This window comes from Nocardioides aquaticus, from assembly GCF_018459925.1.
In the GTDB taxonomy this organism is placed as follows: Bacteria; Actinomycetota; Actinomycetes; order Propionibacteriales; family Nocardioidaceae; genus Nocardioides; species Nocardioides aquaticus.
Window position 1 is genome coordinate 955,596 of record NZ_CP075371.1, and the last position, 22,933, is coordinate 978,528.

22 protein-coding genes and 1 riboswitch are annotated in these 22,933 nt (G+C 74.9%); of the genes, 11 read left to right on the forward strand and 11 right to left on the reverse strand.

Features of this window, described 5'->3' with window-relative positions; translation table 11 throughout:
* Window positions 1–17 precede the first annotated feature (17 nt).
* Window positions 18–1,532, forward strand: coding sequence for a CoA-acylating methylmalonate-semialdehyde dehydrogenase (locus ENKNEFLB_RS04655; protein ID WP_214058127.1), 1,515 nt, complete (start codon window positions 18–20; stop codon window positions 1,530–1,532).
* On the forward strand, window positions 1,529–2,056 hold the full coding sequence (locus ENKNEFLB_RS04660; RefSeq protein WP_214058128.1) for a 2'-5' RNA ligase family protein: 528 nt from the start codon (window positions 1,529–1,531) through the stop codon (window positions 2,054–2,056). The genes ENKNEFLB_RS04655 and ENKNEFLB_RS04660 overlap by 4 nt, the downstream gene beginning before the upstream one ends.
* A gap of 30 nt (window positions 2,057–2,086) precedes the next feature.
* Here the strand turns inward: ENKNEFLB_RS04660 and ENKNEFLB_RS04665 are convergent, their stop codons facing one another.
* Window positions 2,087–3,232: an alpha/beta fold hydrolase gene (locus ENKNEFLB_RS04665; RefSeq protein WP_214058129.1), complete on the reverse strand. Its 1,146-nt coding sequence runs from the start codon at window positions 3,230–3,232 to the stop codon at window positions 2,087–2,089.
* 110 nt (window positions 3,233–3,342) lie between these two features.
* On the opposite strand from ENKNEFLB_RS04665, the gene ENKNEFLB_RS04670 reads away from it, so the two are divergent.
* A complete protein-coding gene (locus ENKNEFLB_RS04670) occupies window positions 3,343–4,911 on the forward strand; it encodes an FMN-binding glutamate synthase family protein (RefSeq protein ID WP_214058130.1) in 1,569 nt (522 codons plus the stop codon).
* On the opposite strand, the gene ENKNEFLB_RS04675 is transcribed toward ENKNEFLB_RS04670, so the two are convergent.
* On the reverse strand, window positions 4,892–6,316 hold the full coding sequence (locus ENKNEFLB_RS04675) for an alpha,alpha-trehalose-phosphate synthase (UDP-forming) (RefSeq protein WP_214058131.1): 1,425 nt from the start codon (window positions 6,314–6,316) through the stop codon (window positions 4,892–4,894). The genes ENKNEFLB_RS04670 and ENKNEFLB_RS04675 overlap by 20 nt on opposite strands.
* Window positions 6,317–6,411: 95 nt before the next feature.
* Complete coding sequence (locus tag ENKNEFLB_RS04680; protein ID WP_214058132.1) at window positions 6,412–7,470, reverse strand: Gfo/Idh/MocA family protein; 1,059 nt, start codon at window positions 7,468–7,470, stop codon at window positions 6,412–6,414.
* Between the two features lie 119 nt (window positions 7,471–7,589).
* Here ENKNEFLB_RS04680 and ENKNEFLB_RS04685 point away from each other — a divergent pair, with 119 nt between their 5' ends.
* From ENKNEFLB_RS04685 to otsB, 3 genes are read left to right on the forward strand one after another with little or no spacing between them, the layout of a single operon-like run.
* Window positions 7,590–7,892, forward strand: a complete 303-nt coding sequence (locus tag ENKNEFLB_RS04685; RefSeq protein WP_214058133.1) for a DUF3263 domain-containing protein — start codon at window positions 7,590–7,592, stop codon at window positions 7,890–7,892.
* 5 nt (window positions 7,893–7,897) lie between these two features.
* A complete protein-coding gene (locus tag ENKNEFLB_RS04690; RefSeq protein ID WP_214058134.1) occupies window positions 7,898–8,464 on the forward strand; it encodes a LytR C-terminal domain-containing protein in 567 nt (188 codons plus the stop codon).
* A gap of 50 nt (window positions 8,465–8,514) precedes the next feature.
* The gene (gene otsB, locus ENKNEFLB_RS04695) at window positions 8,515–9,360 is read left to right on the forward strand and encodes a trehalose-phosphatase (protein ID WP_214058135.1); all 846 of its coding nucleotides are present in this window, start codon (window positions 8,515–8,517) and stop codon (window positions 9,358–9,360) included.
* Window positions 9,361–9,442: 82 nt separating this feature from the next.
* Here the strand turns inward: otsB and ENKNEFLB_RS04700 are convergent, their stop codons facing one another.
* On the reverse strand, window positions 9,443–10,090 hold the full coding sequence (locus ENKNEFLB_RS04700; protein WP_214058136.1) for a hypothetical protein: 648 nt from the start codon (window positions 10,088–10,090) through the stop codon (window positions 9,443–9,445).
* Between the two features lie 8 nt (window positions 10,091–10,098).
* Window positions 10,099–11,886, reverse strand: a complete 1,788-nt coding sequence (locus ENKNEFLB_RS04705) for a CehA/McbA family metallohydrolase domain-containing protein (RefSeq protein ID WP_214058137.1) — start codon at window positions 11,884–11,886, stop codon at window positions 10,099–10,101.
* 168 nt (window positions 11,887–12,054) lie between these two features.
* Window positions 12,055–12,214: riboswitch (SAM riboswitch) on the forward strand.
* Between the two features lie 11 nt (window positions 12,215–12,225).
* On the opposite strand from ENKNEFLB_RS04705, the gene thrC reads away from it, so the two are divergent.
* From thrC to groL, 5 genes are all read left to right on the forward strand, one after another.
* Window positions 12,226–13,527 (forward strand): threonine synthase, encoded by a 1,302-nt coding sequence (thrC, locus tag ENKNEFLB_RS04710; RefSeq protein ID WP_214058138.1) that lies wholly within the window; start codon window positions 12,226–12,228, stop codon window positions 13,525–13,527.
* A 65-nt stretch (window positions 13,528–13,592) separates the two neighbouring features.
* Window positions 13,593–13,868, forward strand: coding sequence for a MoaD/ThiS family protein (locus ENKNEFLB_RS04715; RefSeq protein WP_214058139.1), 276 nt, complete (start codon window positions 13,593–13,595; stop codon window positions 13,866–13,868).
* A gap of 102 nt (window positions 13,869–13,970) precedes the next feature.
* On the forward strand, window positions 13,971–14,774 hold the full coding sequence (locus ENKNEFLB_RS04720; RefSeq protein ID WP_246535842.1) for an SGNH/GDSL hydrolase family protein: 804 nt from the start codon (window positions 13,971–13,973) through the stop codon (window positions 14,772–14,774).
* Between the two features lie 43 nt (window positions 14,775–14,817).
* A complete protein-coding gene (locus ENKNEFLB_RS04725) occupies window positions 14,818–15,690 on the forward strand; it encodes an ATP-grasp domain-containing protein (RefSeq protein WP_214058141.1) in 873 nt (290 codons plus the stop codon).
* Between the two features lie 214 nt (window positions 15,691–15,904).
* Window positions 15,905–17,530, forward strand: coding sequence for a chaperonin GroEL (groL, locus tag ENKNEFLB_RS04730; protein WP_214058142.1), 1,626 nt, complete (start codon window positions 15,905–15,907; stop codon window positions 17,528–17,530).
* Between the two features lie 219 nt (window positions 17,531–17,749).
* Here the strand turns inward: groL and ENKNEFLB_RS04735 are convergent, their stop codons facing one another.
* Genes ENKNEFLB_RS04735 through ENKNEFLB_RS04760 form a run of 6 tightly spaced genes read right to left on the reverse strand, consistent with a single transcriptional unit; the run spans window position 17,750 to window position 22,882 of the window.
* The gene (locus tag ENKNEFLB_RS04735) at window positions 17,750–18,451 is read right to left on the reverse strand and encodes a hypothetical protein (RefSeq protein WP_214058143.1); all 702 of its coding nucleotides are present in this window, start codon (window positions 18,449–18,451) and stop codon (window positions 17,750–17,752) included.
* Complete coding sequence (locus ENKNEFLB_RS04740) at window positions 18,448–19,398, reverse strand: VWA domain-containing protein (protein ID WP_214058144.1); 951 nt, start codon at window positions 19,396–19,398, stop codon at window positions 18,448–18,450. The genes ENKNEFLB_RS04735 and ENKNEFLB_RS04740 overlap by 4 nt, the downstream gene beginning before the upstream one ends.
* Complete coding sequence (locus ENKNEFLB_RS04745) at window positions 19,395–20,465, reverse strand: VWA domain-containing protein (RefSeq protein ID WP_214058145.1); 1,071 nt, start codon at window positions 20,463–20,465, stop codon at window positions 19,395–19,397. The genes ENKNEFLB_RS04740 and ENKNEFLB_RS04745 overlap by 4 nt, the downstream gene beginning before the upstream one ends.
* Window positions 20,456–20,950 carry a hypothetical protein gene (locus ENKNEFLB_RS04750; protein WP_214058146.1) on the reverse strand — a complete coding sequence of 165 codons (495 nt, stop codon included), beginning with the start codon at window positions 20,948–20,950 and terminating at the stop codon, window positions 20,456–20,458. The genes ENKNEFLB_RS04745 and ENKNEFLB_RS04750 overlap by 10 nt, the downstream gene beginning before the upstream one ends.
* Window positions 20,934–21,845: a DUF58 domain-containing protein gene (locus ENKNEFLB_RS04755; protein ID WP_214058147.1), complete on the reverse strand. Its 912-nt coding sequence runs from the start codon at window positions 21,843–21,845 to the stop codon at window positions 20,934–20,936. The genes ENKNEFLB_RS04750 and ENKNEFLB_RS04755 overlap by 17 nt, the downstream gene beginning before the upstream one ends.
* Window positions 21,846–21,853: 8 nt before the next feature.
* Window positions 21,854–22,882 carry an AAA family ATPase gene (locus tag ENKNEFLB_RS04760; RefSeq protein ID WP_214058148.1) on the reverse strand — a complete coding sequence of 343 codons (1,029 nt, stop codon included), beginning with the start codon at window positions 22,880–22,882 and terminating at the stop codon, window positions 21,854–21,856.
* Window positions 22,883–22,933 lie beyond the last annotated feature (51 nt).

Sequence of the window (22,933 nt, forward strand, 5' to 3'; positions counted from 1 at the left end):
GGGCCTAGGTTCTGGCCATGTCCTCCAGTCACGCCGCACCCGCCCGGATCACCCACCTCGTCGCGGGGAGGGCGTGGGAGGGGACCGCGGCGCGGACCAGTGCGGTGCACGACCCGGCGACCGGGGAGCAGACCGGGGAGCTCGACCTGGCCTCGGCCGACCTGGTGGGCGAGGTGGTCGCCGGCGCGCACGCGGCGTGGCGCGAGCAGTGGGCCGACGTCTCGCTGGCCCGGCGCACCTCGGTGCTGTTCCGCTTCCGCGAGCTGCTGCGCCGCGACCAGGAGAAGATCGCGGCCCTGATCACTGCCGAGCACGGCAAGGTGCTCGACGACGCGTTCGCCGAGGTCGGCCGCGGCCTCGAGGTCGCCGAGCTGGCCTGCGGGATCCCGCACCTGCTCAAGGGCGGTCACACCGACAACGCCTCCGCCGGCGTCGACGTCTTCTCGCTGCGCCAGTCCCTCGGCGTGGTGGCCGTGATCTCGCCGTTCAACTTCCCGGCGATGGTGCCGCTGTGGTTCGTGCCCCTGGCCCTGGCCTGCGGCAACGCCGTCGTCCTGAAGCCGTCCGAGAAGGACCCGTCCGCGACGTTGGCGATGGCCGCGCTCTGGACCGAGGCCGGGCTGCCGGACGGCGTGCTCAACGTCGTCAACGGCGACAAGGAGGCCGTCGACGCCCTGCTGACCCACCCGCAGGTCAAGGCCGTCAGCTTCGTCGGCTCGACCCCCGTCGCCCGCTACGTCTACGAGACCGGCACCGCCCACGGCAAGCGGGTCCAGGCCCTCGGCGGCGCCAAGAACCACATGCTGGTGCTGCCCGACGCCGACCTCGACCTGGCCGCCGACGCCGCGGTCAACGCGGGCTTCGGCTCCGCCGGCGAGCGGTGCATGGCCGTCTCGGCCCTGGTCGTCGTGGAGCCGGTGGCTGACGACCTGGTCGCGCGGATCGCCGAGCGCGTGGGGCGGCTGCGTACGGGCGACGGGCGTCGTGGCTGCGACATGGGCCCGGTGATCACCCGCGAGGCCCGCGACCGGATCGCCTCCTACGTCGCGGCCGGCGCTGAGGACGGCGCGACGGTGGTCGTCGACGGTCGCGAGGGGGAGTACGACGCCGACGGTGACGGGTTCTTCATCGCCCCGAGCCTGGTCGACCACGTCACCACCGACATGAGCGTCTACACCGACGAGATCTTCGGCCCGGTCCTGGCGGTCCTGCGGGTCGCCTCGTTCGACGAGGGGCTGGAGCTGATCAACGCCAACCCGTACGGCAACGGCACCGCGGTCTTCACCCACGACGGCGGCGCCGCCCGCCGCTTCCAGCGCGAGGTCGAGGTCGGGATGGTCGGCGTCAACGTGCCGGTGCCCGTCCCCGTCGCCTACTACTCCTTCGGCGGCTGGAAGAGCTCGCTGTTCGGCGACACCCACGCCCACGGCACCGAGGGCGTGCACTTCTACACCCGCGGCAAGGTCGTCACGCAGCGCTGGCCCGACCCGAGCCACGGCGGCGTCGACCTCGGCTTCCCGAGCAACACATGACCCGAGGCACGCAGCCGCACCCGCTCGTGGTCACCCTGGTCCTCGACGACGACACCACCGCCCGGTTCGAGGCCGAGCGCACCGCGCTCTTCCCGGCCGGGCGCACGAAGGTCGGCGCCCACCTGACGCTGTTCCACGCGGTGCCCGGCGAGCGCCTCGACCTCGTCCGCGCGCAGGTGGCGGAGCAGGCGCGCCGCGCCCCGTTCACGCTGCCCGTCACCGAGGTGATGGCGCTCGGCAAGGGGGCGGCGTACCGGCTCGACAGCCCCGACCTGGTCGCCCTCCACGCCGACCTGCAGCGCGCGTGGTGGGACGACCTGACCAGACAAGACCGCCAGCCGCTGCGCCCGCACGTCACGGTGCAGAACAAGGTCGACGCCGACGTCGCCCGCGCGACCGTCGACCGGCTGCGGGCCGACTTCACCCCGTTCACCGCCACGGGCGAGGCGCTGGCCGTCTGGCGCTACGTCGGCGGGCCGTGGGAGCCGGTCGAGCGGTACGCGTTCGCGCCGCCCGCCCCCTGAGCCGCCAGGGACTGTCCCGTCCCCGGCCCGTCAGGGGGCGAGGCTGCGCGAGCCGCCGGAGCCGTACCGCCGGCGCGGGCTGGTCCCGATCACGCCGGGGTCGCCCGGCGCCACGTCGCCCGAGGTCTCGTCGAGCCACTCGTCGAGCGCCGGCCAGGTCGTGGTCGCCGCGGCGCGACCGGTGAGCAGCCCGAGGTGCCCGCCGGGCACGATCTCGAAGCGGGTCTGCGGCGCCCCGGTCAGCAGCGGCTCGACCGCCTTGACCGCGGCGACCGGGGCGATCCGGTCGTTCGCGCCGGCGACGACCAGGACCGGGACCGCGACGTCGGCGAGGTCCACCTCCAGCCCGTCGGCCGCGTAGGTGCCGCTCGCGAGCCCGGTGCCGCCGAGGAAGCGGTGGTAGAGCTGCCCGTACGCGCGGCCGGGGTAGGCCTCCATCCGGCGACGGAACCGCTCGACGGCCTGCAGCTGCGCCCAGTACTCGCCGTCGTCGACGTGCACCGCCAGCGCGAGCGGCCGGGCGACCAGGCGTTGGACGGGCGGCAGCTGCACGGCCCAGGAGGCCAGCGGCGGGGTGCCGCCGAGGGCGCGGTAGCCCTGGCGGAGCAGCCCGCCCCCCTCGGTGGGGTCGATCAGGGGCCGCGCCGGCGCCACCATCGGGACGAGGTCGGTGTCGACCGGGGACCCCAGCACGGTCACGGACGCGAGCGGCAGGTCGGCGTCGTGCGCGGCGGCCAGCAGCGCCATCGTGCCGCCGAGGCTCCAACCGACCAGGTGCACCGGCCGGCCGCCGGCGTGCGCCGAGGTCTCGCGGACCGCGGTGGTCACGGCCTCGGTGACGAAGGGGGCGAGGGCCAGGTCGCGGTCGCGGAAGGGGACCCGGCCGTACTCGACCAGGTAGGTCGGCCGGCCGCCGCCGACCAGGTGCTCGACCAGGGAGCAGCCGCGGCGGAGGTCGTAGGCGAGGTCGGGTGCGGCCAGGGACGCCACCAGCAGCACCGGGTCGCCGTCGGTGTGCGCCGAGCCCGGGCGGTAGTGGTGCACCGTGGCCAGGTCGTCCTCGTGCACCGTGGTCCGCGGGTGGGGGCGCAGGTCGGCGACCCCGCCGCGCAGCACCCGCCGCCCCAGGGTGCCGGCCGCGGCGACGAGCTGATGGGGCTTGGGCACCAGGTCCATGTCCCGACGGTAGCCGAGCAGGGCCGGGTCCGGGTCCGTGCCCGGCACCACCCGGCGCGCAGGGGTACCGGGTGGTGCCGGTGCCCGGGGCGGGGGAGTAGACAGCCCCCATGAGCACCCCCGTCCGTCGTACGGCCCTCGGGGCGCTCGCCGCGCTCGGCGCCGTGGCTGCCCACGACCTGGTCCAGAAGAAGCACGCCGTGCTGCGCAACTTCCCGGTGGTGGGCCACGCCCGCTACCTGGTCGAGCGGCTCGGCCCCGAGCTGCGGCAGTACGTCGTGGCCTCCAACGACGAGGAGCGTCCCTTCAGCCGCGACCAGCGCCGCTTCGTCTACGCCTCGGCCAAGATGGAGAACGCCTACGTCGGCTTCGGCACCGACAACGACGTCGAGCGGACCGTCGGCTACCCGGTCGTCCGGCACCGCACCTTCCCCGAGCAGCCCGTGGGCGTGATGCCGCACGACGGCGACGACGTGCACCTGCCCGGCGCCAAGGTGCTCGGGGGTCCGCGCGGGCGCCGGCACGCGTTCCGCCCGGCCTCGCTGGTCAACATCTCCGGGATGAGCTTCGGCTCGCTGTCGGGACCGGCCCTGGAGGCGATGAACCGGGGGGCGCACGCGGTCGGGGCGTGGCACAACACCGGCGAGGGCGGCCTGTCGCGCCACCACCAGCACGGCGGCGACCTGGTCTTCCAGGTCGGCACGGCCTACTTCGCCTGCCGCGACGACCAGGGCCGCTTCGACCTCGACGCGCTGGCCGACCTGGTGGCAGCCAACCCGGTGGTGGCGGTCGAGATCAAGCTGTCGCAGGGCGCCAAGCCGGGCCTGGGCGGGATGCTGCCGGGCGCGAAGGTCAACCACGAGATCGCCGAGGCGCGCGGGATCGAGGTCGGCGAGGACTGCGCCTCGCCTGCCCGCCACACCGCCTTCCACGACGTCGACTCGATGCTCGACCTCGTGGAGCGGATCGCGGACCGCACGGGCCTGCCGGTCGGGATCAAGTCGGCGGTCGGCGACCTGCACTTCTGGGACGAGCTGGTCGCGGCGATGGCCGACGGGACCCGCGGCGTCGACTTCGTGACCGTCGACGGCGGCGAGGGCGGCACGGGCGCCGCGCCGATGCTGTTCTCCGACTCGGTGGCCTACCCCTTCCGGCTGGGCTTCGCCGAGGTCCGCCGCCGCTTCGACGAGGCCGGGATCGCCGACCGGGTGACCTTCATCGGCTCCGGCAAGCTCGGCATCCCGGAGAACGCCCTGGTCGCGCTGGCGCTCGGGGTCGACCTGCTCAACGTCGGCCGCGAGGCGATGCTGGCCGTGGGCTGCATCCAGGCCCAGAAGTGCCACACCGACCACTGCCCGACCGGCGTGGCCACCCAGAAGGTCCGCTACACCCGCGGCCTGGACCCCACCGACAAGAGCGTGCGGGTCGCCAACTACGTCCGCTCGCTGCGCCGCGACCTGTCGAAGGTCGCGAGCGCCGTCGGCGTGCCGCACCCGGCGCTGATCACGACCGACGACCTCGACGTGCTCGAGGGCGACCGGCGGCGCACCGGCCTCGGCGAGCTCTACGGCTACGGCCCCGGCGGCGGCCGGCTCGGCGACGCGCTGACCGAGGACCTGCGCCGCCTGATGGCCGGTGGCGGGCCCGGCCGGACCGAGGTCAGCTCCCCGGCGGGTTGAGCTCCTTGTCGTGGACGTTGTCCACGTCGCTGAGCATCCGCATGAACTCCGCGGCCCAGGCGGCGACGTCGTGGGCCAGGATCGTCTTGCGCATCGCCTTCATCCGCTTGGTCAGCTCCTTGTCGCCGGCCTCGAAGGCCTGGAGCAGCGCGGTCTTCATGCCGTCGATGTCGTGCGGGTTGACCAGCCACGCCTGGCGCAGCTCGGCGGCGGCCCCGGCGAACTCCGAGAGGACCAGCGCCCCGTCGTCGTCGAGGCGGCAGGCGACGTACTCCTTGGCGACCAGGTTCATCCCGTCGCGGTACGGCGTGACGACCATGACGTCGGCCATCCGGTAGAGCGCCGCCATCTCCTCGCGGGGGTAGGAGGAGTGCAGGTAGCTGATCACCGGGCGCCCGATCCGGCCCAGGTCGCCGTTGATCCGGCCGACGAGGCGGTCGATCTCGTCGCGCAGGATCCGGTACTCCTCGACCTGCTCGCGCGAGGGCACCGCGACCTGCACGAACACCGCGTCCTCGACGTCGAGGTGGCCGTCGCGCACCAGCTCGGAGAAGGCGCGCAGCCGGGCCACGATGCCCTTGGTGTAGTCGAGCCGGTCGATGCCGAGGAACACCTTGCGCGGGTTGCCGAGCTGCTCGCGGATCGCCGCGGCGCGCTCGGCGACGGGCTCGGAGCGGGCCAGGGTCTCGAAGCCCTTGGCGTCGATCGAGATCGGGAACGCCTCGGCGCGCACGGTCCGCCCGTCGGGCAGGTAGACGAGCTCCTTGTGCGTCTTGTGCCCGACCCGCTGGCGCACCAGGCGTACGAAGTTCTGCGCGCCGCCGGGCAGCTGGAAGCCGAGCAGGTCGGCGCCGAGCAGGCCCTCGAGGATCTGGCGACGCCACGGCAGCTGCTGGAACAGCTCGGCCGGCGGGAACGGGATGTGCAGGTAGAACCCGATGCGCAGGTCGGGACGCAGCTCGCGGAGCATCTGCGGGACCAGCTGCAGCTGGTAGTCGTGCACCCAGACCGTGGCGCCCTCGGCGGCCAGCGACGCGGCCTTCTCGGCGAAGCGCCGGTTGACCGAGACGTAGACGTCCCACCACTCGCGGTGGAACTCCGGCTTGGCCACGAGGTCGTGGTACAGCGGCCACAGGCAGCCGTTCGAGAAGCCCTCGTAGAAGCCCTCGATCTCCTCGGCGGTCATGCTCAGCGGGACCAGGTTCATCCCGTCGTCCTCGAACGGCTCGAGGTCCTGGTCGGTGCCGCCGGGCCACCCGATCCAGGTGCCGTCGTTGGCCCGCATCACCGGCTCGATGGCCGTCACGAGACCGCCGGGCGACTTGCGCCAGGTGGTGCTCCCGTCGTCGTTCTTGACCCGGTCCACGGGCAGGCGGTTGGCCACGATCAACAGGTCTGAGGTCACCTCGTCACCCTAGGGCCTGGACCTGCACCGCCCGGTGCACTCCTGGGGGTGAGAACGGGGCGCGGGCCGGGTACGCCGGGGGTCGGTCGCCGGGGTCAGTCGCCGGGGTAGCGGATCCCGACCTGGGCGCGGACGGCGTCGAGCTGTCGCATCAGCGCCGTGGTCTGCGCGTGCGGGACCATCGGGCTCTCACGCAGCCCGGCGCGCAGGCAGCGGCCGACCTCGGCGGCCTCGTTGCCGTAGCCCCGGCCGAGCACCTCGCCGACCGGTGCGAGGTGCTGCTCGCCGCCGCCGTGCGCCTCGCCCTGCTCGTCGTCGCCGGCGGCCGGGACGAACACCGCGCCGTCGGGGTGGTGGAAGGAGCCGAGCAGGTCGATCCGGCCGCGGTCGGTGGCCAGCGCCGCGGTGCGGTCCGACCACGAGGTCAGCGACGCCGACGAGGTGGCCAGCGCGCCGCCGGGGTGGCGGGAGAGCACGGTGACGTCGAGGTCGACGGCGTCGTCGGAGAGCGCGGCCAGGGCGGTGGTCTCCTCGGCCGGGCCGAGCAGCAGGTGGGCCAGGGTCAGCGGGTAGATCCCCATGTCCAGCAGGGCGCCGGCGCCGAGGGCGGGGTCGACCAGGCGGTCCTCGGGCCCGGCGTCGACGCGGAAGCCGAGCTCGGCGCGCAGGTGGCGCGGGGTGCCGTACGCCCCGGTGGCCAGCGCCTCGACGAGCCCGAGGACGACCGGGTGGCAGGCGGTCCACATCGCCTCCATCAGGAAGCGGTCGTGCTCGGCGGCCAGCGCGACCATCGTCTCCCAGTCGGCGGCGCGCAGGGCGACCGGCTTCTCGCAGAGCACGTGCTTGCCGGCCTCGAGCGCCAGGCGCACGTGGTCGAGGTGCAGCGAGTGCGGGGAGGCGACGTAGACCACGTCGACGGCCGGGTCGGCGACCAGGGCGGCGTACGACCCGTGCACCGCGGGCGGGTCGACCGGGTCCGGCCCCAGCACGTCGTGGACCAGGGCGGCGGCACGGTCGGCCGAGCGTGCCCCGACCGCCGCGAGCCGGGCGCCGGGCACGTGGGCCAGGTCGGCGGCGAAGGTGCGGGCGATCTTGCCGGCGGCCAGGACGCCCCAGCCGACGGGACCGGGGGTGCCGGGGGAGGGTGTGCTCACCGGCGCGACGCTAGTCCACCGCGGGCGGAGGCGGGTGTCGCGGCGTTGCGAATGACATCGCTGTGGTTCGACGCCTACAGTGAGCGTCGCACCACTCGACGATCAGGGAGAACACCGCGATGGACGCTCAGCGCGACACCGGGGCCGAGCAGGCCGGCGGCCTGCCACCAGCCTCGCTCAGCGAACGCGACCAGGCGATCCTCGAGTTCGAGCGCCAGTGGTGGAAGTACGCCGGCGCCAAGGAGACCGCGGTCCGCGAGCAGTTCGACATGAGCTCGACGCGGTACTACCAGGTGCTGAACGCCCTGATCGACCGTCCCGACGCGCTCGAGTCCGACCCGCTGCTGGTCCGCCGGCTGCGTCGCCTGCGCTCGCAGCGCCAGCGCCAGCGCTCGGCCCGCCGTCTCGGCTTCGAGGTCTGAGGCCCATGAGCACTCCGCGTCGTACCCCGTCCACGCACCCGTCCCGGCCCGCGCCCCGCCGTGCGCGCAGCGAGCGCGGTGTGGCCCTGCCCTCCCCGGTCGTCCTGCTCTCGATCGTGGCCGTCGCGATGGCTGCGGTGGCCTACCTGTTCACCCAGGGGTCCCCGGAGACCGAGCGCGAGGTCGCCATCGTCAGCCGTGACGAGACCCCCAGCGCCGCGCCCTCGCCGACCGAGACCCCCTCGCCCAGCCAGGAGCCGAAGGCCGAGCCCGAGAAGAAGACCCCGCCGCCGGTCAAGCGCGACCAGATCTTCGTGACCGTCTTCAACAACTCCGGGATCACCGGGCTCGCGGGCCAGGTCGGCGGCACCGTCTCCGAGGCCGGGTGGCAGGTCGCCGGCACCGACAACTGGTACGGCTCGGTCACCGCCACCACCGTCTACTACCCGCCGCAGCTCGAGCGGGCCGCGCGTCAGCTCGCCCTGGACGTCGGTGTCGACCGGGTCCAGCCGGCCGTCGCCGGCATGGGCGGCGACCGCCTCACCCTGATCCTCACCGCACCGCTGGGCTGATCACCGGGCCGCGGCCCGGACGGGGCCGGGTGCGTGGTTGGCTACCTCCCGTGGAATTCACCACCGAGCGCGGGGAGCAGCGCTACGCCGCCCTGGTCCGTGCCCTGCCCGACGTCGTCGTCGGCCTCGACTTCGACGGCACGCTGGCCCCGATCGTGGAGGACCCCGAGTCCGCCCACATCCACCCCGACGCCGCGGCGGCGCTCCTCGAGCTGGCCGACCAGGTCCTCGCGGTCGCCGTGATCACCGGCCGGCCGGCCCGGCAGGTGCTCGACCTCGGCGGTCTCGAGGAGGTCGGCCGCGGCTTCGCCGAGCGGGGCTGCGAGCTGTTCGTCTTCGGCCAGTACGGCCACGAGCGCTGGAGCTCGTCGTCGACCCGCGTGGTCTCGCCCCGCCCGCCGGACGGGCTGGCCGCCTTCGAGCGCGACCTGCCGGCCGTGCTGCGCCGCCACGACGCCGCCGAGGCCTGGGTGGAGGAGAAGGGCCTCGCCGTCGCCGTGCACACCCGGCGGCTGCCGGACGCCAAGGAGGCCTTCGAGCGGCTGCTGCCGGCGCTGCGCGAGCTGGCCCGGGCCCACGACCTGACCCTCGAACCCGGACGCAACGTGATCGAGGTCCGCTCCCCGGGCGCCCACAAGGGCCAGGCCGTCGACCGGCTGGTCGAGGAGCTCGACGCGCAGGGCTTCGCCTTCGCCGGCGACGACCTGGGCGACCTGGAGGCCTTCGAGGCGCTCGGCCGGCTCGACGACCGTGGGCTGAGCACGCTGCGGGTCTGCTCGGCCTCCGACGAGGAGAGCGCCCTGCTGCCCCACGCCGACGTGGTGGTGCACGGCCCCGACGGCGTGGTCGAGCTGCTGCGCCAGCTGGTCGCCGACGCCGGCACCCGCCGGGACTGACCCGCCCCGGGCGGCCTGGGGGGCGTACCGGCCCGGCCGGCGCGCCGCCACGTGCCGGGCGACTTGACGCGTGAGTTCCCGGTCAGTGGTCGACGCAGCAGGCCTGCTGGTGGCGGGCCTCGTACGGCACCAGCCCGCGCGCCCCGCGCTGGACCAGCAGCACGCAGCCGCGGTCGGTCCAGGTCGGGCGGGCCCAGCCGTCGAGGTGCAGGACGCTGTCCGGGGACACCTCGCAGCCGGCCAGGCCCTCGACCCGCTCCACGGCGGTGGTCGACTCGACCTGCCGGACCGTCAGCGATCCGGCGAGGCGGTCGTGGCCGGCGAAGCGGACCAGCCTGCCGGAACGGCGCTGCTCGTGCTCGGCCAGCGCCAGCCACGCGCCGCCGGGGTCGCGCCCGGGACTGGTCAGCCGGATGCTGGCCGTCTGCACCACGACCGCGGAGGCCGCCAGCTCGCGGCCGGCCCGGGTGAGCAGGGCGGCCGCCAGCGTGGTGTCCAGGTCGGGCGTGGCGTGCCACGTCGCCACCACCACCACCCGGGGCCGGGGGCCGGGGGCCAGGTGGGTGCTGGCTACCGCCGGCTCCGGCACCCGGCCCAGCGTGGCCGCCCGCACCCACCCGCACACCCGGTCGACGAGGGCGTCGGCCGCGGCGTGGTCACGGCAGCCCGCGTCGACCGCCAGCCGCAGGGCGGCGACCGGCGCGGGGGCGAGCAGGGAGGCGGGGGCCACGGCGACGCTCATCGGACCGGTGCCACCCAGACCGGGTTCGTGTAGAACCACAGGTCCGCCCACGGGTCGGCGTCGCCGACGACGTCGATCGCCGGCCCGGCCGGGTCCACGTCCGCGCCGAGGAAACCGGGCTGCTGACGGTTGCCGTCGGTGCCACGCAGCCGCACGTAGAAGGCCTCGTCGGCCTCCCCGAGGTCGTAGCGCAGCCGGAAGGTGCCGGTGCGGCCCGAGGTGTCCCACTGCTTGACGACCTTCGTGTCGGGCGCCAGGAAGCGGTCGGGGTCGGCCGTGGCGGAGCCGGACCGGGTCTCGACCGCGCCGCGGACCAGGTCCACCCGGTTCAGCGACGGGGTGAAGCCCGCCCAGTTGGGCAGCGGCTGCGAGGTCACGGTGACCACGAGCTGGACCCGCTCGCCGCGGCGCGGGGCCAGGGTCCCGCCGAGGGTCGCCTCGCGCATGCCGTCGCGACCACGGGCGCGGACCGTGACGTCGACGGCCTCGACCAAGCGGCCGTGGTCGACCCAGATCCGTCCGGCGCGCATGCCCGCCATCACCGCGGCGTAGCCGCGACGGGTCGCCCCGACGTGGGTGCGCCCGTAGAACCCGGGCCAGAAGTCGCCGGCCGCCAGGTTGATCTCCCCGGCGTAGACCGGGTCGCCGTAGCGGCCGTCGGCGTCGAACTGGGTGCGGTCGGAGCCGTCGGGGCGCCGGGAGGTGTCGCTCCAGTTGACGTGGGAGTCGGAGTTGGCGCTGATCGACCAGGGCTTGCCCTCGGCCAGCAGGCTGTCCCACAGCCCGCCGACGGTCGAGGTCATGAAGTCGAAGCCGCCCCAGGTGCGGTAGCTCTCGGGCGGGAACCCGGGGAAGGAGTCCGGCCGGGCGGCGTTGCCGTAGTACCCACGGGCCTCGCCGGGGCCGTACCCGGCGGGCAGGCCGGCGGCCTGGTGGCCCGGGGCACCCTCGAAGCCGATAGCGATCCTCGGGTCGGCGTCGCGCCAGGCCCGGATCTCGTGCGGGCTGTCGATGCCGTTGCGGGAGGGGTGGTTGGCCAGGAACAGGGCGTCGTCGACGCGGCGGCGGTCGACCTGCCGGCCGAGCCACTGCACGCCGGCCACGGCCAGGGCCTCGTCGGGGTCGGTGGCCACGCCGCCGTCGAAGCGGTTCTCGAACTGCTTGAGCACCGTGACCTCGTTGTCGCCGGGCGCCACGAAGACGGTGCCGTGCTCGGCGGCGGGGATGTTCCACTCCAGGCCCTGGAAGATCAGGGTGCCGGCGAGCTCCTCGCGCGCCGCGCGGATGTCGGGGTTGACCAGGTCGACGCCGAGGCGGGCGTGGGTGGGGCCGCCGTGGTCGGTGATGACCATCCAGTCCAGGCCGTACGCCGCGCCGTGCTGCGTCTGGTCGAGCACGGTGTACTGCCCGTCCGAGGAGTGCTGGGTGTGGATGTGGTGGTCGCCGGCCAGCCAGAACCGGACCGGGCCGCCGCCCTTGCCGGGGCGGGCGACGGGCGAGGGGGCGGCGGCCGCGGACCCGGCGCCGACCCCGGTCATCCCGGCCATCCCGAGCGCGGCGGTGCCGCCGGTGACGCCGGCCATCCGCAGCAGGTTGCGGCGCGACAGCTCCGACGGGGACAGGTCCCGGTCCGGGACGCCCTCGGCGTCGGCGGCCGCGACGGACGCGGTCAGGCCGTCGACCGGACGGTGCTCGTGCGGGTGCTCGTGCGGGTGCCCGTGCGAGTGGGTCTCGGCGTGCGCGTGGTCGGGGGTGTGGGCATCGTGCTCGTGCTCGTGGGTCATCGGTGGTTCTCTCTCCGAGGGGGTCGCGTGGCCTGGGCGCCGGACCCTGAGGGGCCACGGTCGCCCTCGTCGTCGGCCGCACGGCGGACGGACGGTGAACCGTCGGCGCCGTCCGCATGTCGGTACGGGGTGACGCATGCTGAGACGGGGGCCTGTACTGTCGAGCGCAGCTCATCAAGAGGGACTGAGGGAACGGCCCGTCGAAGTCCCGGCAACCGCCACGAGCCTCCGCCCAGCTACCCGCCCGGACCCCCGGACGGCAAGCAGGGGTGAGTGGAAACGGTGCTAACTCCGGCCCGGTGCGAAAGTCGCCCGGGGAAGATGAGGAGGAGGTTTCTCATGAGCGCCCTGACTGCCGAGAAGACCGGGGTCCCCGACCCCGACACGAACGGTGAGACCGCCGGCCTGCGCGAGCGCGCGTTCGGCAACGCCACCGGCCTGAGCTGTCGCGAGTGCGGCCACGAGGTCGAGCTCGGCCCGCACTACGCGTGCCCGGAGTGCTTCGGCCCCCTCGAGGTGGCCTACGACTTCCCGACCGTGACCCGCGAGGAGATCGAGGCCGGCCCGCGCAACATCTGGCGCTACAAGGCGCTGCTGCCGGTGCCCGACGACATCGAGCAGAGCCCCAACATGGAGCCCGGCTTCACCCGGCTGCTCCGGGCCGGCAACCTCGGCCGGGAGCTCGGCCTGAGCAACCTGTGGGTCAAGGACGACTCGACCAACCCGACGAACTCCTTCAAGGACCGCGTCGTGGCCTGCGCGCTGAGCGCCGCGACCGAGTTCAAGGCGAAGGTCTTCGCCTGCCCCTCGACCGGCAACCTGGCCAACGCCGTGGCGGCCGCCGGGGCCCGCGCCGGGATCAAGACCGTGGTCTTCATCCCCAGCAACCTGGAGAAGCCCAAGCAGGTCAACTCCGCGGTCTACACCGAGCAGCTCGTGGCCGTCGACGGCAACTACGACGACGTCAACAAGCTGGCCTCCGAGATCGCCGGCGAGGAGGACGGCTGGGCGTTCGTGAACGTCAACGTCCGCCCGTTCTACGCCGAGGGCTCCAAGACCCTGGGCTACGAGATCGCCGAGCAGCTCGGGTGGCGCCTGCCCGACCAGGTCGTCATCCCGGTCGCCTCCGGCTCCCAGCTGACCAAGGTGCACAAGGCCTTCGGCGAGCTGGTGCGCCTCGGCCTGGTCGAGGACAAGCCGGTCAAGATCTTCGGCGCCCAGGCCACCGGCTGCTCGCCGGTCTCGGTCGCCTTCAAGGACGGCGTCGACGCGATCCGCCCGGTCAAGCCGGACACCATCGCCAAGAGCCTGGCCATCGGCAACCCCGCGGACGGCATCTACGTCCTCGACGTCTGCCGCACCACCGGCGGCGCGGTCGAGGACATCACCGACGACGAGGTCCGCCAGGGCATCCTCCTGCTGGCCCGCACCGAGGGCATCTTCACCGAGACCGCCGGCGGCACCACCGTGGGCGTGCTGAAGAAGCTGGTCGAGACCGGCCAGCTGGACCCCGACGCCGAGACCGTGGTGATCAACACCGGGATGGGCCTGAAGACCCTCGACGCCGTCGCCGACCACGTCGGTCCCGCCGCCACGATCGCCCCGTCGTACGCCGCGTTCGTGGCCACCGGCATCGCCTGAGCCGGGCCCACGGCCCGCGCTGCACCACCCGTCCGTACCCCCGACACCCGAGGAGACCTGCACCCGTGAGCGTGTCCGTCCGCGTCCCGACCATCCTGCGCAGCTACACCGGGGGTGACTCCGAGGTCTCCGCCGAGGGCGCCACCCTGGCGGAGGTGCTCGACGACCTCGACGCGTCGTACGCCGGGATCCGCGCCCGGATCCTGGACGACAACGGCAAGCTGCGCCGCTTCGTCAACGTCTACGTCGGTGACGAGGACGTGCGCTTCCTCGACGACCTGGCCACGCCCACGCCCGACGGCGTGAAGGTCTCGGTCATCCCCGCCGTCGCGGGGGGCTGATCGCGTCCCGACACGCGCTGCACACGACGACGACACACGCCGTTCAAGCGCGTGTGGTGTAACCGTCCGGTGACCCATCGACAACGACTGATCGTTCTCGGCGTGGGGGCCGCCGTCGCCGGCGTGACCGGCGGAGGCGGCTTCTACGGCGCCCGCGAGCTGCTCCACCGCCAGGCCGAGCACGCCCGTCGGCTGATCGGCAAGCCGCTGGGGGAGACGCCGCCGCAGGCCGACCGGGTGTGGAAGAGCTCCTACGAGGGCCGCCCCGTCGAGCTGCTGCTCCTCGGCGACTCGATCGCCGCCGGCCTCGGCGCCGACCGGCGCAAGGAGACCCTCGGTGCGCGGCTGGCCAAGGGGCTGGCCAAGCGGCTGGGACGCCCCGTACGCCTGCGCACCGTCGCCGTCGTCGGCTCGGAGTCCGCGGCGCTGGCCGCCCAGCTCGACGGCCTGCCGGCGACCTACCGGCCCGACGTGGCGGTGATCGTCGTCGGCGGCAACGACGTCACCCACCGGGTGCCGGTGGCCGACAGCGTCGAGTCCCTCGCGGTCTGCATCCGTCGGCTGCGCGCGGTCGGCACCGGCGTCGTGGTCGGCACCTGCCCGGACCTCGGCCTGCTGCGCCCGGTGCCGCAGCCGCTGCGCAGCCTGGGCTCGCGCGCCTCGCGGCAGCTGGCGGCGGCGCAGGAGGTGGCGGCGGTGGTCGCCGGGGCGTACGCGGTGTCCCTGGCCCGGGTCGTCGGCCCGTTCTTCATCACCAACCCCGACGAGATGTTCAGCCTGGACCGGTTCCACCCCAGCCCGCTGGGCTACAAGCGCACCGCCAGCGCCCTGCTGCCCTCGGTGCTGGCCGCGCTCGGCGCGGCCGAGGAGGTCCCGTTCGGGCACCTGGCCCCCGTCCCGGTGTGACCCAGCCGGTCGCGCGGGCCGGCACGGCACGAGGATGGGCGACGTGAGCACCCGACCGACCGTCCTGCTGGCCACCTTCGACCTCCTGCCCGCCGGCGAGGGCGGCGGGCACCTGCTGCCCGAGGCGCTGGGTGCCGCCGGCGTCGACGCCTCCTGGGCGGTGTGGAGCGACCCGGCGGTCGACTGGGCCGCGGCCGACCTGGTGGCGGTCCGCTCGACCTGGGACTACCACCGCCGGCTGCCCGCGTTCCTGGCCTGGACCCGCCGGGTGGAGGCCGACGGCCACCTGCTCGGCAACGCCGCGGTGATGGCGTGGAACGCCGACAAGTCCTACCTGCTCGACCTGGCCGAGGACCTGCCGGTCGTGCCCACCGAGCTCGTCGACGCACCCGGCCTGGTCCCGGCGCTGGAGGCCGGGCTCGCGCGCCACGGCACGGTCGTCCTGAAGCCCCGCACGGGGGCCGGCGGCACCGGCGTCGTGGTCGCGTCGCGGTCCGACGACCCGCGGCTCTCCGCGCTCGGCGGGGACGCCTGGCTGCTGCAGCCGTTGGTGGCCTCGGTGCGCACCACCGGCGAGCGGTCGCTGTTCGTGCTCGACGGCCGGGTCGTCTCGCAGGTCGACAAGGTCGCCGCGGGCGAGGACGACGAGGTGCGGGTGCACCCGCGCTACGGCGGCATGATGCGCCCGGTCGCCCCCGACCCGGCGGCGGTCGCGCTGGCCGAGCGCACGATGGCGGTGGTGGGGGAGCGCCACGGCGGGCCGCTGCCGTACGGGCGGGTGGACCTGCTCGAGGTCCACGGCGAGCTGTGCGTCAGCGAGGTCGAGGTGATCGAGCCCGGGCTCTACCTGGACCTGGTGCCGGGCAACGCCACGGCGTTCGCCGCCACCGTGGTGCGGGCGCTGGCGGCCCGCTGATCCCGGGCGTACCTCGCCGTGACGTTTGCACTCGACGGGGCCGAGTGCTAGACATTTCGCTGGCACTCTTACCATGAGAGTGACAAACCGAAGCGGTGCAAGCTGAGGTCCACGCGCCGGCGAGAAAGGGTTCGCCGGAGCCGCTGGACCGTCCGTCGCGGGCAGCCCACCGACTCGGTCCCACCGACTCTAAGCGTGAGGAATCGCAGGAGTTATGCCGAAGCTGATTGCATTTGACGAAGAGGCCCGGCGCGGCCTGGAGCGTGGCATGAACACGCTCGCCGACGCCGTGAAGGTCACCCTCGGTCCCAAGGGCCGCAACGTGGTCCTGGAGAAGAAGTGGGGTGCCCCCACGATCACCAACGACGGTGTGAGCATCGCCAAGGAGATCGAGCTCGAGGACCCCTACGAGAAGATCGGCGCCGAGCTGGTCAAGGAGGTCGCCAAGAAGACCGACGACGTCGCCGGTGACGGTACGACCACCGCGACCGTCCTGGCCCAGGCCATGGTCCGCGAGGGCCTGCGCAACGTCGCGGCCGGCGCGAACCCGATGAGCCTCAAGCGCGGCATCGAGGCTGCGGTCGCCGCGGTCTCCGAGAAGCTGCTCTCGATGGCCACCGACATCGAGACCAAGGAGCAGATCGCCGCCACCGCGTCGATCTCCGCCGCGGACCCGATCGTCGGCGAGATCATCGCCGAGGCGATGGACAAGGTCGGCAAGGAAGGCGTCATCACCGTCGAGGAGTCGAACACCTTCGGCCTTGACCTCGAGCTGACCGAGGGGATGCGCTTCGACAAGGGCTACATCTCGGCCTACTTCGTCACCGACACCGAGCGGATGGAGACGGTCCTCGAGGACCCCTACATCCTGATCGCCAACCAGAAGGTCTCGAACGTCAAGGACCTCCTGCCGATCCTCGAGAAGGTCATGCAGTCGGGCAAGCCCCTGCTGATCCTCTCCGAGGACGTCGACGGCGAGGCGCTCTCGACCCTGGTCGTGAACAAGATCCGCGGCACCTTCAAGTCCGTGGCCGTCAAGGCCCCCGGCTTCGGCGACCGCCGCAAGGCCATGCTGCAGGACATCGCGATCCTCACCGGCGGCCAGGTCATCTCCGAGGAGGTCGGCCTCAAGCTCGAGTCGACCGGCCTCGAGCTGCTCGGCCAGGCCCGCAAGGTCGTCATCACCAAGGACGAGACCACCATCGTCGAGGGTGCCGGCGACCAGGACCAGATCGCCGGTCGGGTCAACCAGATCCGTGCCGAGATCGAGAACTCCGACTCCGACTACGACCGCGAGAAGCTGCAGGAGCGCCTGGCCAAGCTGGCCGGCGGTGTCGCGGTGATCAAGGTCGGCGCGGCCACCGAGGTCGAGCTCAAGGAGCGCAAGCACCGCATCGAGGACGCCGTGCGCAACGCCAAGGCGGCCGTCGAGGAGGGCATCGTCGCCGGTGGCGGCGTGGCGCTGGTCCAGGCTGCGGCCGAGGCCTTCGCCAAGCTCGAGCTCGAGGGCGACGAGGCGACCGGTGCCAACATCGTGCGCTACGCGACCGAGGCCCCGCTGAAGCAGATCGCGATCAACGCCGGCCTCGAGGGCGGCGTCGTGGCGGAGAAGGTGCGCAACCTGACCCCGGGTCACGGCCTCAACGCCGCGACCGGCGAGTACGTCGACATGCTCGCCGAGGGCATCATCGACCCCGCCAAGGTCACCCGCTCCGCGCTGCAGAACGCCGCCTCCATCGCGGCGCTCTTCCTCACCACCGAGGCCGTCGTGGCCGACAAGCCGGAGAAGGCCGGGGCCATGCCCGACCCGTCCGGCGGCATGGGCGGCATGGACTTCTGAGTCCCGCCGCTGCGTGAGCAGCACCCGCACCACCTGCACCACCCGACGGCCCGTCCGAGCACTGCTCGGGCGGGCCGTCGCCACGCCGAGATGACGCTCGCGGACAGCCGAGATGACGCTCGCGGACAGCCGAGATGACGCTCGCGGACAGCCGAGATGACGCTCGCGGCGCGTCGAGATGACGCTTCCGGCGCCCCGTCGTAGCCCGGGTCGTCCCGGCTACCAGGAGTACGCCGGGGTGCCCGCCTCGCCCGGGTCCGGCTGGCCCCGGCCCTGGCCCTGCCTGTCGCCGACGCCGGTCTGGTCGTCCCGGTCCTCGGCCCGTTGACGGCGCTCCTGGCCGCGGTCGTTGCGCTCGCGCAGCTCGCCCTGCCGGGCGGCCTGCTCCTGCTGGCCGGCGCCCTGCCGGCCGTCGGAGCCGGGGGGCGCCTCCGGGGGTGCCTCCGCCTGCTCGTCGGAGTCCGCGGCCTCCTCGGCCGCTGCCTGCTCCTCCAGCGCCGCGAGGGCCTCCGCGGCCCGCCCGTCGCTGGCGGGGCAGTCGGCCAGCGCCCGGACGCCCCGCGACGGTGCGCCGGCCGCGCCGTGGGCCAGCGCCAGGTCGGTCCGCACCCGGCACTCTTGCGCGGCCGGAGCCAGGGCCAGGGCGTCGGTGTAGCCCCGCACCGCCCCGGCCGGGTCGCCGGCGCGGAACCGCGCGGTGGCCTCGTCGTACGGCGCGACCCACGGCTCCAGCACGTTGAGCGTGCGGTTGGCGGCGTACGCCTCCACGGCCCGGGCGGGCGCGCCGTCGTCCAGCGCCCCCCGGCCCTCCGCGTCGTGGTGCAGCACCACCGCCACCTCGAGCGAGAGCGCCGCGGCCGCCAGCGCCGGCAGGACGCCGGCCAGCAGCAGGCGCCGTCGCCAGGCCTCGCGCCCGCTCACCGGGCCGCCTCCCGCCGCGCGGCCCGCCCGAGCGCCGCCTCGTGACGGGCCTCGAGCCAGCGCCGCCAGCCCAGCCGCAGCTCGGGCAGGGCCAGCAGGAGCAGCAGCGCCCCCCAGACCCAGCCGAGCTGCCGGCCGGGTACGGCGGGGGCGACGTCGGCGTACGCGTCGCCCCGCAGCCGCTCGGCCGCCGCGTCGATCGCGGCCTCGCCGGCCGGCGTGACCTCACCGGTGCGGGGCAGGTAGTCGCCGCCGACCTCGTCGGCGATCCGGGTCAGGGCGACGTCGTCGCGCCGGGAGACCGCGGGCGCCCCGGTCGCGGGATCGGTCACCGGGCCGCTGCCGTCGGGGAGCGGCATCCGACCGCCGGCCGGGGTCCCGTAGCCCAGCACCAGGGCCGCGTCGGCCGGGCCGGCCAGCGCCGCCCAGGACCCGGCCGGGCCAGGCGCGGTGTCCTCGCCGTCCGTGAGCACGACGAGCAGCTGCTGCGGGTCCGGCGTCGCGGACCCGGCCGGCGCCCGGTCGGCGGCGCCGCCGAGGATCCCGGCGAGCAGGGGGACGGGCCGGGCCAACGCCGAGCCGGCGCCGGTCGTCGGCGCCTCGGGGCGGAGGGCGTCGAGCTCGGCGCCCAGCGCCTCCCGGTCGGTCGTGAGCGGCAGCTCGACCTCGGCCCGTGCGCCAAAGGCGACCAGCGAGAACCGGGCCGCCGGCAACGCACCGGCCAGGGCCGCGACGTCGGCCCGGGCGGCGAGCAGCCGCGACCCGGCCGGGTCGTCGTCGGCCGCCATCGAGGTCGTCCGGTCGACGGCGACGACCACCTCCAGCGGGGGCGTGCCGGTCTCGTCCGGTGCCGCCACGTCGCCCACGCCGAGGAGCAGCGCCGCGAGCACGCCCAGCAGCGCCAGGCGCCGCAGGCCGACCAGCACGAGGACTCCGAGCCGCCTCATCGCGCACCCCGGCCGGCCGTGCGGCCCCGGCCGCCGAGCGCCAGCGCAGCGCCGACGACCCAGGCCAGCACCACGAGCACGACCCCGGCGCCGGCCACCACGGCCGCCCACCCGGGGGCGTCGGCCCGTACGGAGCGCGGCGGCAGCTCGACGCGCGCGCGCTCGAGGGCGTCGATACGCGCCACGACCGCGTCGGTGCCGCCGTCGCTGCCGACCAGCGCCAGCAGGCCGCCGGTCGCCTCGGCGGCCCGGGCCAGCTCCGCGCGCGCCGCCTCACGCCCGGGCCCGGCGAGGTCGGGGGCGCCGACGGCGTAGACCAGGACGTCGCGGCGGGCGGCGTACGCCGCGGCCCCGTCGAGGTCGTAGACCGACGCCCCCAGCGGGTCGTTGTCGGAGGACAGCACCACCGCCCGGGCCCGCTCCTCCTCGGGCCGGTCGAAGCGCTGGGCGCACGAGACCAGGCCGTCGCCGATCAGGGAGGCGCGCGGGTCGGGGAGCTGGACCCCCGCGAAGTACGACTCGTCGCCCCCCGCGAACGCCCGCTCCGCGACGGCGAGCTGGTCCAGGACGTAGTCCCGGTCCTCGGTCAGCGGGAACACGGTGACGGCCGCGCCGCTCCACAGGGTGAGCCCGACCCGGTCGCCCTCGAGGTCGCCGACCACGTCGCGGACCGCACGCACCACCTCGACGTTGTCGTCGTCCATCGACGCGGAGGCGTCCAGGCAGAGCATCACGTCGCGGCTGCGCTCCTCGCCCCGCTCGGTCCGCTCGACCTGCGGCCGGGCCACGACCACCGCCGCCCCGGCCACCGCCACCAGCGCCCCGAGCGCGAGCAGCGCACCGAGCGCCCGCCGCCGCCGTACGAGCACGCGGTGCCGCGGCAGCGCCCGGAGCCGCGCGACGTGCGCGACCAGGACCGGGTCGGGCCGCCCGGGCCGCCCGGGCCGCCGCGCGCGGCGGACCCGCCACCCCCACCACGCCAGCAGCACGACGACCAGGACCAGGACCGCGGGCAGCACCAGCGGCCAGGCGAGCGCGTCGGGCCACCGCAGGGCGATCACTCCCACGTCGTCACCAGCGTGCGGGCGCGGGCCAGGGAGCCTGCGAACCGGTCCCGGGCCAGCGCCTCGCCGGGCGCGAACTCCGGCGGGTAGACCTCCGCGAGCAGCGCCGCGAGCTCCTCCGGGCCGTCGCGCCGGGCGTCGGCCAGGGTCATCGCCCGGGCCGGCCTGCCGGTCACCGCGGCCAGGTAGGCGCGGACCGCGTCGCTGACCTCCTGGTGCCCGGCCCGCGGCGACCTGCGGCCGGCGGCGACGGCGTCACCCACCTCGTCGAGCCGCGCCAGGGCGTCCTCCCGGGCGGTACGCCGGGCCCGTCCCGCCGCCGGCCGGTCGCCGTCGCCGGGTCGCCGTGGCCGGGTGGCCACGAGCACGACGACGTAGTAGAGGACGACCAGCAGCACGGCTCCGGCGGCGACCAGCGCCCACGGCACGGCGTACCCGACCGGGCCGGCGACGTCGCCGACGGCCCGCACGTCACCGGCGGCGGCCACGGCGGTGCCTCTCGAGCAGGCGCAGCACCGCGCGCACGGCGTCGTCCTCGTCGCCCACCCGCTCGTACGACGCCCCCGCCGCCGCGGCCGCCTCGGCCAGCGCGCGGGTGCGGACGGCGGTGCCGGCGGCGTGCTCGGACCGCAGCCGGCGGTCCTCGCGCAGCCAGGACGGCAGCGGCGCGCCGGCGTCGAGGTCCCACGTGCCCCCGGCCAGGGCGGGGTCGGTGGGGTCGAGCTCGCCGATCCCGGCGACGAGCACCTCGTGCTGCGCGACCAGGCGTCGCAGCACGACCACCAGGTCGGGCGAGGCGTCGACGTCGTCGCAGACCACCAGCAGGATCGTGCGCCGCCGCACGGTGCGGGCCACGTGCTGCAGCAGCCCGACGAGGTCGGTGGGGGCGGCCTCCGACGTGGTCGCGGCGTGCGCGGCCTGCAGGCAGCGCTCGAGGTGCGCGGCCCCGCCGGCCGGGCGCAGCACGTGGTGGCCCCCGGCGTCGCCGTGGGCCAGGGACACCGCGTCGCCGTGGCGCACCGCCAGCCAGCCGACCAGGCCCGCGACCAGGGCGGCGAGGTCGCGCTTGGCGGTGGCTCCGGCACCGGTGCCGTCCGGGCCGGGGCGGCGGTGGGCGGCCATCGACCGGCCGGTCGGCACCACCAGCAGGGCGGTGTGGCGGCGGTCGGCGACGTACCGCTTGACCAGCAGCTCCCCGCTGCGCGCGGACGCCTTGGGCTCCAGGTCCTTCGGGTCGTCCCCGCGGACGTAGGGGCGCAGGTCGGCCAGCTCGATGCCGCGACCGGTGTGCACCGCGGCGTACCCGCCCTCGAGCATCCCGCGCACCAACCGGTGCGCGGGCAGCGCCAGGCGGGCCTGGACCCGGGGGACGAGGGCGGTCACCGGGCGGGTCAGGGGGTCGGGACGGCGGCAAGGACCGCGTCGACGACGACCTCGGGGCGCACCCGGTCGGCGACGGCCTCGAACGACAGGTGCAGCCGGTGGCGCAGCACCCCGTGGGCCAGCTCCCGTACGTCCTCGGGCACGACGTAGTGGCGCCCGTGCAGGACCGCGAGCGCCCGGGCGACCTGGAAGAACGCGATCGAGGCGCGCGGGCTGGCGCCGGTCTCGACGTAGCCGCCGAGCTCGGGTCCGACCAGCGACCCGACGGCCCGGGTCCCGGCCACCACGTCGACGATGTAGCGGCGCACGGCCGGGTCGACGTAGACCCGGTCGACCAGGGCCTGCAGCGCCTCGACCTCGCCGGGGCCGACCACCGCTGCGACCGGGCTGGTCTCGCGGCCCAGCGTGCCGGCGTCGACCCGGTCCAGCACCCCGACCTCCTCCTCGGCGGTCGGGTAGTCGAGCACCTCCTGGAGCAGGAACCGGTCGAGCTGGGCCTGGGGGAGGACGTAGGTGCCCTCCTCCTCGAGCGGGTTCTGCGTGGCCAGGACCAGGAACGGGCGGGGCAGCGGGTGCACCTCACCGGCGATCGAGGTCTGTCGTTCCTGCATCGCCTCGAGCATCGCCGACTGCGTCTTGGCGCTGGCCCGGTTGATCTCGTCGAGGAGCACGACGTGGGCGTGCACGGGGCCGAGCTGGGTGGTGAAGGTGTGGTGGCGCGGGTCGTAGACCTGGGTGCCGACGATGTCGCTGGGCAGCAGGTCGGGCGTGCACTGGATGCGGTTGAACGACGCCCCGACGGCCTCGGCCAGGGTCGAGGACGCCAGGGTCTTGGCCAGCCCGGGGACGCTCTCGACCAGCAGGTGACCCTCGGCCATCAGGGCCACCAGCAGCGCCCGTCGCAGCCGGTCCTGGCCGACGACCCGGCTGGCGAAGGCGGCGGTGACCCGGCCGAGGACGTCCGCGGCCGCCGCCAGCTCGTCGGGGGTCAGCGGGTCGGCGGCGTGAGCGGCGGGACGGGTGCTGCCGAGCGACATCGGCCGCGCTCCTCACGCTCCGGGACCAGGGGCAGCCGGGAACGCCCCGGG

Bases quoted from the DNA above. Each gene is read 5' to 3' on its own strand.
- ENKNEFLB_RS04655 (WP_214058127.1), top strand. From the start codon at position 18: ATGTCCTCCAGTCACGCCGCACCCGCCCGGATCACCCACCTCGTCGCG.
- ENKNEFLB_RS04660 (WP_214058128.1), top strand. From the start codon at position 1,529: ATGACCCGAGGCACGCAGCCGCACCCGCTCGTGGTCACCCTGGTCCTC.
- ENKNEFLB_RS04665 (WP_214058129.1), bottom strand. From the start codon at position 3,232: ATGGACCTGGTGCCCAAGCCCCATCAGCTCGTCGCCGCGGCCGGCACC.
- ENKNEFLB_RS04670 (WP_214058130.1), top strand. From the start codon at position 3,343: ATGAGCACCCCCGTCCGTCGTACGGCCCTCGGGGCGCTCGCCGCGCTC.
- ENKNEFLB_RS04685 (WP_214058133.1), top strand. From the start codon at position 7,590: ATGGACGCTCAGCGCGACACCGGGGCCGAGCAGGCCGGCGGCCTGCCA.
- ENKNEFLB_RS04690 (WP_214058134.1), top strand. From the start codon at position 7,898: ATGAGCACTCCGCGTCGTACCCCGTCCACGCACCCGTCCCGGCCCGCG.
- ENKNEFLB_RS04705 (WP_214058137.1), bottom strand. From the start codon at position 11,886: ATGACCCACGAGCACGAGCACGATGCCCACACCCCCGACCACGCGCAC.
- thrC (WP_214058138.1), top strand. From the start codon at position 12,226: ATGAGCGCCCTGACTGCCGAGAAGACCGGGGTCCCCGACCCCGACACG.
- groL (WP_214058142.1), top strand. From the start codon at position 15,905: ATGCCGAAGCTGATTGCATTTGACGAAGAGGCCCGGCGCGGCCTGGAG.
- ENKNEFLB_RS04740 (WP_214058144.1), bottom strand. From the start codon at position 19,398: ATGAGGCGGCTCGGAGTCCTCGTGCTGGTCGGCCTGCGGCGCCTGGCG.
- ENKNEFLB_RS04760 (WP_214058148.1), bottom strand. From the start codon at position 22,882: ATGTCGCTCGGCAGCACCCGTCCCGCCGCTCACGCCGCCGACCCGCTG.